The sequence below is a fragment of the Streptomyces sp. NPDC002784 genome (genome assembly GCF_053592135.1).
In genome coordinates, this window is sequence record NZ_JBSFVD010000059.1 from 1 (window position 1) to 11,206 (window position 11,206).

The following is an 11,206-nucleotide window of genomic DNA, read 5'->3' on the forward strand; positions in this document are numbered from 1 at the left end:
CGCGGCAGGCCCTGGTCTGCCGCCTGTTCGAGGAGGTGCTGAAGCTGCCCCGGGACACCGTGGGCACCGACGTGAACTTCTTCGACCTCGGCGGCGACTCCCTGCTCGCCACCCGTCTGCTGGCCCGCCTGCGGCACGAGACCGGCGTCGAGATCCCCATCACCGTCCTGTTCGGGACACCGACCCCCGCCGCCCTCGCCCGGCGGCTCGACGTACCGGCGGACGGCGCCCTGCCCCGCCCGGCCCTCGGCACCGCCGAACGCCCGGCGCGGGTGCCGCTGTCGTACGCCCAGGAACGCATGTGGTTCCTGAACCGGCTCGACGACGGAGCGGCCACCTACAACATCCCGCTCCTCGTCCCGCTCGACGCCGCTGTCGACACCGACGCGCTCCGGGCGGCCCTCGGCGACCTCTGCGACCGGCACGAGATCCTGCGGACGGTGATCGCCGACAACGATGGCGTCCCCCACCAGCGCATCCTGCCGCCGGGGGAACTGCGCCCCGTCCTGCGGCACGTCGACTGCCCCGCCGCGGAGACGGCCGCCCACGTCACCGCCGCGCTGCGGTACCGCTTCGACCTCACCGCCGAAAGCCCCCTCGCCGTCTGGCTGCTGGGCTCCACCCTGCTGTTCGTCCTGCACCACAGCGCCGCCGACGGCTGGTCGCTGCGGCCCTTCGCCGAGGACCTGAGCACCGCCTACGCGGCCCGCCGCGCCGGGCGGGCACCCGACTGGACACCGCTGCCCGCACAGTACGCCGACTACGCGCTGTGGCAGCGCGCCCTGCTCGCCCCCGGACCGGACGGCCCCGGGCGGCTGGAGCGGCTCACCGCCCACTGGCGCACCGCGCTGGACGGCCTGCCCGAGGAGTGCACCCTGCCCGGCGACCGGCCCCGCCCCACCGCACCGCGCGGCGGCGGCGCGCACGTCGAGACGACCGTCGGCGCCGACCTGCACCGCAGCCTGCTGAGCCTCGCCGACCGCGAGGGCGCCAGCCTCTTCATGGTGCTGCACGCCGCCGTCAGCGCCCTGCTCACCCGCAGCGGCGCCGGCGAGGACATCGTCCTCGGCACCCCCGTCGCGGGCCGCACCGAACCCGCCCTCGACCCCCTGATCGGCCTCATCACCAACACCCTGGTGCTGCGCGCCGACACCTCCGGCGACCCCGCCTTCCGGGACCTGATCGCCCGGCTGCGCACCGCCGACCTGGCCGCCCTGGACCACCAGGACCTGCCCTTCGACCGGCTGGTCGACGACCTCAACCCGCCCCGCACACCCGGCCGCCACCCCCTGTTCCAGGTGATGCTGGCCCTGCAGAACAACGAACCCGCCGTCCTCGAACTCGACGGGACACGCGCCGAGCTGCGGCCCACCGCCACCGGCACCGCCAAGTTCGACCTCTTCGTGGACGTCCTGGAACGCCACACCCCCGACGGCACCCCCGACGGCCTGACCCTGCACATCGAGTACGCCACCGACCTGTACGACCCCGGCACCGCCGAGGCGTTCGCCCGCGCCCTGCACGACGTCCTTGGCACCGTGAGCGCCGAGCCCGGCACCCGCGTCGGCGAGCTGCCCGCGCTCCCCGGGCGCACCCCCGCCCCGGCGGCGGCCGACCCCGCGGAACTGCAGGACGCGGCCCTGTCCGTGCCCGGCATCCGCGACGCCCGCGCCCTGCCCGGCACCGACGGCGCCCCGCCGCGCCTGTACGTGGTGCCCGGGAGGGCGGACGCCGCCGAACGCGTCGAGGAACTCCTGGACCGCGCGGGCCACGGCACCGTCCGGGTCACGGCGGTCAACGCGCTGCCCCGCGCCGAGGACGGCACCGTCGACACCGCGGCGCTGCACGCCCTGCCGGCCGTCGACCGCCTCGCCGCCGGCACCTGGCGGGAGCGGCTGGCACAGATCCCGGGCGTCACCACGGCCGACGTGACGGTGGAGAACACCCCCGAGGAACTGGAACGCCGCCACACCGGCCTGCCCGACCGCACCACGAACCCCGCCCCCGCCGCCCGCACCCAGGCCGCCTCCGCCGTACCGGCCCTCAGCGAGGGCCCCGCCCTCACCGAGCCGTCCGTGCCGGGCTGGGCGGAGGCCCTGCGCCGCGCCGCCGCACAGGACCGGGGCGACATCGTCCACGTCCACGCCGACGGCAGCGAACACCGGCGCACCTACGCCTCCCTGATCCCCGAGGCCTCCCGCGTGCTCGCCGGTCTGCGCCGGGCGGGCCTGCGCCCCGGCGACCAGGTCATCCTCCAGTGCGACGCCACGGAGGACTTCCTCGCCGTGCTGTGGGGGTGCGTCCTCGGCGGCTTCGTCGCCGTCCCGCTGACCGTCCCCGCCACCTACGACACCCCGTCGGCGGCCCTGGCCAAGCTGGAGGGCATCTGGCGGATGCTAGGTCGGCCCTGGATCGTGTGCTCCGCCGGCCGCGAGGCCGGGCTGCGCGCGGTCGCCGCCCGCCAGGACTGGCCCGGCCCGCGGCTCACCACGGCCGACGCGCTGCGCGAGGCGCCCGAGGACCACGACTGGCACCCCGCCGCACCGGACGACCTGATGCTGATGCTGATGACGTCCGGCAGCACCGGCCTGCCCAAGGCGGTGCGCCTCACCCACCGCAACGTCCTGACCCGCTCCGCCGCCACCGAGCAGCTGAACGGCCTCGGCGCGGACGACGTCTCCCTCAACTGGATCCCCCTCGACCACGTCACCGGCGTGGTGATGTTCCACCTGCGCGACGTGTACCTGGGCTGCCGCCAGATCCACGCCCCCACCTCCTACATCCTCCAGGACCCGCCGCGCTGGATGGACCTCGCCGACCGGCACCGGGTCACCGTCACCTGGGCGCCCAACTTCGCCTTCGGGCTCCTCGCCGAGCACTCCCACCGCTTCGCCGGCCGCACCTGGGACCTGTCGCCGATGCGGCTGGTGATGAACGCCGGCGAGGTCATCGTGGCCCCGGCCGCCCGCCGGTTCCTGCACACGCTGAAACCGTTCGGCCTGCCGCAGGACGTGATGCACCCCGGCTGGGGCATGTCCGAGACCTGCTCCGTGGTCACCGACGCCGTCCTGCCCGCCGAACCCGTCCCCGGCGAGGGGACGTTCGTGAGCTGCGGCCTGCCCTACCCCGGGTTCGCCATGCGGATCGTCGACGAGCAGGGCACGCTCCTCACGGAGGGCGAGGCGGGCCGGTTCCAGGTCCGCGGCACCTCCGTGACCGGCGGCTACCACGACAACCCGGGCGCCAACGCGGAGGCGTTCACCGAGGACGGCTGGTTCGACACCGGCGACCTGGCGTACCTGCGCGACGGTGAGCTGTACATCACCGGCCGCGCCAAGGACGTCATCATCGTCAACGGCGTCAACCACTACAGCCACGAGATAGAGGCGTGCGTCGAGGAACTGCCGTACGTGGAGCGCAGCTTCACCGCCGCCGTCGCGGTGCGCTCCGATCCGTCGTCGCCCACCGACGAACTAGCGCTCTTCTTCCACCTCACCGAGGAGGTCACCCCCGGTGCCCTGCGTGAGATCGCCGGGAAGGTGACCCGGGAGATCGGCGTCAGCCCGGCCTTCCTCATCCCGGTCGGACGGGAGGGGATCCCCAAGACCGAGATCGGCAAGATCCAGCGCACCAGGCTCCGCAAGAGCTTCGAGGCGGGCGCCTTCGACGACGAGGTCCGCCGGACCCAGCTGCTGCTGGGCACCGCCGCGACCCTCCCCGACTGGTTCCTGCGGCCGGTGTGGCAGCGCACGGAACGCCCCGGGGCCCGGACGACGCCGCCCGGCCGGCACACCCTCGTCCTCACCGGCGGCGACCCCCGGGTCCAGCGGCTCGCGGAACGGCTCGCCGACGTACTGCGGTCCGGCGGGGGCCTGTGCACGGTGGTCGGTGAAGGGACGTCGTACGCCCGGCTCGACGCCGCACACCACCGCCTGCGGCCCGCCGAGGAAGCCGACTACGCCGAGCTGCTGCGGCGGCTGGACGACGACCGGCGGCCGGTCGACGCCGTCCTCCACCTCGACGGGCTGCGCGGCCCCCGTGCGCCGCGGACGGCGCCGTGGGACACGACCGGTGCGCAGGAACTGCTCGCCTTCGCCCGCGCCCTCGCCGCCCGGCCCGGCCGGCAGCGCCCCGTCGACCTCGTGTACGTGACGGCGGGCGCCCAGGCCGTACGCCCCGGCGACCGCCCGTCCCCGGCCCACGCCATGGCGGGCGCGCTGCTCAAGTCGCTGGCCGAGGAGTTCGGCTGGCTGCGCGGCACGCACCTCGACCTCCCGCCGGACGACGGCACGGACCCGCTGGCCCTGCTGACGGCCGAGGCGACCGTCACCGCGGACGGCGCGGAGGTGGCGTACCGCGACGGACACCGGTACGCACGCCGCCTCGCCGCCCTGCCCGGCACCCCGTCCCGCGCCGAGCCGCCCACCCACGACGGTTTCGCCCTGCTCACCGGCGGCCTGGGCGGCGTCGGCGCCGAGATCGCCGCCCATCTGCTGCGCACCCCCGGCACCCGGCTCCTGATCACGGGCCGCACACCGGAATCCGAGGCCGAGGGCCTTTCCCGCCTGCGCGAGCTGGGCGAGGTCCGCTACGCCCGCGCCGACGTCACCGACGAACACCAGGTACGGGCCGCGGTGGAGGCCGCCGCCGAGGCGTGGGGCGCGCCGCTGGCGTCCGTGCTGCACCTGGCGGGGGCGCTCGTCGAACGCCCCGTGGGCGAACTGGACGCCGCCACCTGGCGCCGGGCCCTCGCGGCGAAGACGAGCGGCGCGTGGACGCTGCACCGGCTCACCGCCGACCACCCGGTCACCTCCTTCGTCACCTTCTCCTCGGTGAACGGCTTCTTCGGCGGCGCTATGAACGCCGCCTACGCCGCCGCCAACGCCTACCTGGACGCCCTCGCCCGGTACCGCCGGAGCCTCGGCCTGCCCGCGCAGTCGCTGGCGTGGAGCATGTGGCGCGAGCGCGGCATGAGCCGGGGCTACGGGCTCACGGCCCTCACCGAGGCCCGCGGCTACCGGCTGCTCGACGCGCCCGCCGCGTTGCGCTCGTTCGACCTGGCCCGCACCCTGGACGAACCGCACCTGCTCATCGGCGCCGACCGCACCGCCCCCTGGGTCCGCAGCCACGTCGTCGCCCCCGTGCGCCAGACGCGGCGCCTGGCCGCCCGCGTCGGCCTGGAGGACGGCACCGACCTGGGCGCCCTGTACCGCGCGGCGGCCGACGGCGCCCGCGCGGCGGAGCTGTCGGACGACACGTGGACGCTGCGCTCGGCGGGCACCACCGCACGCCCGGACGAGGCGGAGGCGGGGGAGGAGCTGCGGCGGCTGGAGAACCGGCTCGCCGAGGTGTGGTGCGGCGTGCTGGGCCGCGACCGGGTGGGCCGGGACGAGAACTTCTTCGACCTGGGCGGCAACTCGCTGCTCCTCGTCACCGCCCAGACCGCCGTCAACCGCGCCTTCGGCACCGACCTGTCGGTGGTCGACCTGTTCGCCCACCCCACGGTCCGGGACCTGGCCCGCCACCTGTCGGCCGCGGGGGCCGGTGCCCCGGCGGTCGCCGAACAGCCGCCACGGCAGGAGGCCGACGGCCTGGACCGCGCCAGGGAGCAGGCACAGCGGCAGCGCGCCGCCCGCGCGCGCCGCACCGCACGGCAGGGCAAGGACCGGGGCCGTGCCTGACAGGGCGAGCGGCACGCGGCACCCCACCCAGCCGTACGACGACCGGGCGAAACCCACCGCGCACCCCGCCGAGCCCCGAGAGGACCGGGCGCAGCCCACGCCGCACCCCGCCGAGCCCCGAGACGACCGGGCGAAGCCCACCCCGCACACCACCGAGCCCGGAGAGGACGAGGCACAGGCCGTGCACGACACCAGCGCACCCCACGACGAGGAGTTCCCCGAGTTCCCCGCCGTCGCCGTCATCGGCATGGCGGGCCGCTTCCCCGGCGCCGACGACCTCGAGGCCTTCTGGGAGAACCTCGCGGCCGGGCGGGAGGCGATCCGGCCCGTCACCGACGAGGAGTACCTCGCCGCCGGCGGCGACCCGCGCGGCCTGGGCGACCCCACGCTGATCCGGATGGTGTCGGCCGTCGAGGGCATCGACCGCTTCGACTCCGGCTTCTTCGGCTACAGCCCCGCCGAGGCCGCCGTCGTCGACCCGCAGCAGCGGCTGCTGCTGGAGACGGCCTACCACGCACTGGAGGACGCGGGCTGCCTCGGCGGCGACCGTACGGCCGAGGCGTTCGGCGTCTACGCGGGCGCGGGCGACAGCCGCTACTACCCGGCCCACGTGCACCCGCGCTTCGCCGGGCAGCCCGGCTCGGTGGAGCTGGTCCACGCGGCCACCGCCAACTCCCTCGGCACCCTCGCCACCCGCGTCTCCTACGAACTCGGCCTCACCGGACCGAGCGTGTCCCTCCAGACGGCCTGCTCCACCGCGCTGGTCGCCGTGCACACCGCCTGCCAGGACCTGCTGGACCACCGTTGCGACACCGCGCTCGCCGCAGCCGTCTCCCTCAACCCCTCGGCCGCGCTCGGCTACCGCCACGTGCCCGATGGACCGTTCTCGCCCGACGGCCACTGCCGCGCCTTCGCCGCCGACGCCGCCGGAACCTCCTCCGGCGACGGCGTCGGGGCCGTCGTGCTCAAGCGGCTGGAGGACGCCCTCGCCGACGGCGACCGCATCCGCGCCGTCATCCGCGGCAGCGCCGTCAACAACGACGGCCGCCGCAAGGTCGGCTTCAGCGCGCCCAGCGCCGCCGGACAGACCGAGGTGATCCTCGCCGCGCAGGCCCAGGCGGAGGTCGACGCCGGCACCATCGGCCTGATCGAGGCGCACGGCACCGCCACCAAGCTCGGCGACCCGATCGAGGTGTCCGCGCTCACCGAGGCGTTCCGGCACAGCACCCGGCGGACCGGCTTCTGCGCCCTCGGCTCGGTGAAGACCAACATCGGCCACCTCGGCGCCGCCGCGGGCATCGCCGGACTCATCAAGGCCGTCCTGGCCCTGGAACACCGGCAGATCCCGCCGAGCCTGCACTTCGGCCGCCCCAACCCGCTCATCGACTTCGACGCGAGCCCGTTCCGCGTGCCCACCGCACTGGAGGACTGGCCCGAGGGCGACCACCCCCGCCGAGCCGCCGTCAGCGCCTTCGGCATCGGCGGCACCAACGCCCACGTGATCCTGGAGGAGGCCCCGCCCACCGCCCCCGGCACCCCCCGCCCGCCCGAGGACGGCCGCCGCCTGGTGCTGCCGCTGTCCGCGCGCACCGCGAGCGCCCTGCGCGGCCAGGCCCAGGCACTCGCCCGGCACCTCGAACGCCGCCCGGACCTGCGCCTGGACGACGTGGCGCACTCCCTGCGCACCGACCGGCCCGCGCTGCGCCACCGCCTCACCGTCACCGCGGCCTCCCGCGACGAGGCCCTCGACGCGCTGCGCTCCGCGGCCCCCGCCACCCCGCCGCTCTCCGACGACCCGGCCCGCGTGGCGTTCCTGCTGCCGGGCGGCGGCACCCAGTACCCGGGCATGGGCGCGGAGCTGTACCGCGACCACACCGTCTACCGCGACACCGTCGACGAGTGCGCCCGCATCCTGCGGCCCGTCCTCGGCGCCGACGTGCGCACCGCCCTCTTCGAGGAGCGGCGGCCCGACGACACCGCCGCGTTCCTCGGGCTCGTGGTCACCGAGTACGCCCTGGCCCGCACACTCATCGAGTCGGGCGTCCGCCCCGACGCGCTGATCGGCCACTCGCTCGGCGAGTACACGGCCGCCTGCCTGGCCGGGGTCATCGACCTGACGGACATGCTGCCCCTGGTCACCGAACGCATCCGCCTCATCAGCACGGCCGGCGGCGCCACCGTCGGCGTCGCCGCCCCGGCCGAGGAGATCCGCCCGCTGCTCGACGACGGCCTGTCCCTGGCCGCCGTCAACGCACCCGGCGCCTGCACCGTCGCCGGACACCTCGACGCCGTCGAACGCTTCGAGGCCGAACTGACCCGCCGGGACGTCCCGTTCCGCCGCCTGCGCATCCCCGTCGCCGCCCACTCCCACGTCCTGGACCCGCTCCTGCCCGCCTACGAGACCCACCTGCGCCAGGTCACCCTGCGCCCGCCACGCATCCCGTACGTCACCAACGTCACCGGCACCTGGGTCACCGACGCCCAGGCCACCTCCGTACGCCACTGGCTCGACCACACCCGCCACACCGTGCGGTTCGCCGACGGCATCGCCGCCCTGTGGGACCGCCTGCACCCCGTCCTCGTGGAGATCGGGCCGGGCGACACCCTCACCAAGCTCGCCACCGGCCGGCTCGCCGACGCGGCACCGGTGACGGTGACCACCATGCGGCACGCCAAGGCCGAGGCGTCCGACGGTTTCGTCCTCGCCGAGGCACTGGGACGGCTGTGGAGCGTGGGCGTGGACAGCGCCCTGCCCGCGGTGCCGGGCACGCCCCGGCGGGCCCCGCTGCCCCCCTACGCCTTCGACCGCCGGCGCCACTGGATCGACGCCCCCGGCACCCGCACCGCCCCCGACGACACTCCGGACGCGGAAGAGACCGCCTCCGGCCTCGCCCCGCGGCCCCGGCTGGCCACGGAGCACGTACCGCCCCGCACCGCACGCGAACGGGAGGTCACCCGGCTCTGGGAGGACACCCTCGGCATCGACGGCATCGGCCTGCACGACAACTTCTTCGACCTCGGCGGCGACTCGATGCGCGCCGTGCTGCTCGCAGGCCGGCTGCGCCAGGCCGGCGTCCTCGACGTCCCGGCGGCGGCCCTGCTGGCCGCGCCCACCGTGGCCGGAGTCCTCGCCGCCGCCGACGAGCAGGACGGGGAGGCGCAGCGGACCGCCCCCACCGCGCTCGGACCGCTGCTGCCGCTGCGCGCCGAGGGCACCGCCACGCCCCTGTTCTGCGTCCACCCCGGCGCCGGCGTCTCCTGGCGCTACACCGGCCTGCTGCCCCACCTCGGCGGCGACCAGCCCGTCTACGGCATCCAGGCGGCCGGCCTCGACGGCACCCGGCCGCCCGCGCCGGACGCCGCCGCCATGGTCGCCCACTACCTCGACCTGGTGCGCCAGGTGCAGCCGCACGGTCCGTACCGGCTGCTGGGCTGGTCCTACGGCGGATTCGTCGCCCACGCCATGGCCTGCGCCCTCCAGCGCGACGGAGAGCGCGTCGAACTCCTCGCCCTGCTCGACGCCCCCCAGCCGCACGGCACCGCCCACGACCCCGACGCGGCCGAACGCCAGGTGGCGGCCCTGCTGTCTCGGGTGGCCGGTCTCCCCGTCGACGCGGCGGCAGCCGTGGAGAGCGTCCTGGAGCGGATCGACGCCCGCGTCCTTGCCGACCCGGCGAGCGTGCCCGTCACCCGCGCCGAGGCCGCCGCGATCGCCGACGTCATGCGCAACAACCTGCGCATCGCGCCCCAGTTCGCCCCCGGCGTCTACCGCGGTGACGTGCTGTTCTTCAGCGCCGCCGAGGAGCAGCCCACCGACTTCCCGGCGGACCTGGCGGTGCTGCCCGGCAAGGCCGACAGCTGGCGGCCCTACGTCGACGGCACCCTCCACGACCACCACGTGCCCTGCGGCCACTACGAGATGACCGAACCCGAACCGATCGCCCGCATCGGTGCGGCGGTCGCCAAGGCCCTGCGCGGCCCCGGCGACCGGACCGCCACACCCCCTTCCCCGTGAACCCGTGTTGAGTGTTGAGGAGAACCAGCGTGAGAGCGACCCAGGACCTCTACGAACTCGGGGACGCGCCCGAGATCGGCACCGTCCCGACGAAGATGCACGCCTCGCTCATCCGCCGTGAGCGCTACGGACAACCCGTCGACGCCTTCCGTACCGAGGTGGTCGACGTCCCGCCCGTGGGCCGCGGCCAGGTCCTGGTGAAGGTGATGGCCGCCGGCATCAACTACAACAACGTCTGGGCGGCGCTGGGCGAGCCGCTCGACGTGATCGCCGCCCGGCAGAAGGCGGGCGCCACCGAGGACTTCCACATCGGCGGCTCCGACCTGTCCGGGATCGTCTGGGCGGTCGGCGAGGACGTCCGCGGGGTGAAGCTCGGCGACGAGGTCGTCGTCCTCGCCAACCGCTGGGACGAGAGGGCCGAGGACATCCGCCTCGGCGGCGACCCCACCTGGTCCACCAGCCAGCGGGTGTGGGGCTACGAGGAGAACTACGGCTCCTTCGCCCAGTTCGCCGTCGTCGACGACTACATGCTCCACCCCAAGCCCGCCCGGCTGTCCTGGGCGCAGGCCGCCTGCTACATGGCGACCGCCGCCACCGCCTACCGCCAGCTGTTCGGCTGGCCCCCGCACACCGTGCGCCCTGGCGACCCGGTGCTGATCTGGGGCGGCGCAGGCGGCCTCGGCTGCATCGCCATCCAGCTCGTGCGGCACGTCGGCGGCATCCCCGTCGCGGTCGTCTCCAGCGAGGAGCGCGGCGAGTTCTGCCTCAAGCTGGGCGCCGAGGGCTGGATCGACCGGCGGCGGTTCGACCACTGGGGGCGGCTGCCGGACACCTCCGACGACGAGGCGATGGGCCGCTGGCTGTCGGGGGCCCGCGCCTTCGGACGGGCCTTCTGGGAGGTGCTCGGCGAGCGCCGCAGCCCGCGCATCGTGCTGGAGCACTCCGGCGCCGACACCATCCCCACGTCCCTGTACCTGTGTGACAACGGCGGCATGGTCGTCCTGTGCGGCGGCACCACCGGCTACAACGGCGACGTCGACCTGCGCTTCATGTGGATGCGGCAGAAGCGCTTGCAGGGCTCGCACGTCGCCACCGCCCGCGAGGCACGGGAGATCACCCGGCTGATCGACCAGGGCGTCATCGACCCGTGTCTGTCCCGGACCTTCGATTTCGAGGAGATCGGCCTCGCCCACCAGCTCATCCACGACAACCGCCATCCGGCGGGGAACATGGCCGCCCGGGTGGGCGACCGGGGGTGATTCGCCCCGGTTCAGAGGGGTACCTGCGGCGGGGTACGACGCACATGCCACCCCCGCCGGAGGTACTTCCCATGGGCAAGCTGGGCGACATGATGAACAAGGCCAAGCAGCTGGCCAAGGGCCACCCCGACCAGGCCGACAAGGGCGTCTCGGGCGCCGAGCGCATGGTCGACGAGCGGACCGGCAACAAGTACGACGCCAAGACCGACACGGCCGCCGACGCGGTACGGCGTTCCTACCGGGACGGCGGC

General features: G+C 75.2%; 4 protein-coding genes. All 4 read left to right on the forward strand.

Annotated features, from left to right (window positions below; translation table 11 throughout):
* Window positions 1–5,681: SDR family NAD(P)-dependent oxidoreductase (locus ACWD1Z_RS35485; RefSeq protein ID WP_451124731.1), on the forward strand; the 5,681-nt coding region annotated here is incomplete at its 5' end.
* Window positions 5,674–9,696: an alpha/beta fold hydrolase gene (locus tag ACWD1Z_RS35490; RefSeq protein WP_451124733.1), complete on the forward strand. Its 4,023-nt coding sequence runs from the start codon at window positions 5,674–5,676 to the stop codon at window positions 9,694–9,696. The genes ACWD1Z_RS35485 and ACWD1Z_RS35490, both read left to right, overlap by 8 nt.
* A 29-nt stretch (window positions 9,697–9,725) precedes the next feature.
* On the forward strand, window positions 9,726–10,955 hold the full coding sequence (gene ccrA / locus ACWD1Z_RS35495) for a crotonyl-CoA carboxylase/reductase (protein WP_451124735.1): 1,230 nt from the start codon (window positions 9,726–9,728) through the stop codon (window positions 10,953–10,955).
* A 71-nt stretch (window positions 10,956–11,026) separates the two neighbouring features.
* Window positions 11,027–11,206: antitoxin (locus ACWD1Z_RS35500; RefSeq protein ID WP_451124737.1), on the forward strand; the 180-nt coding region annotated here is incomplete at its 3' end.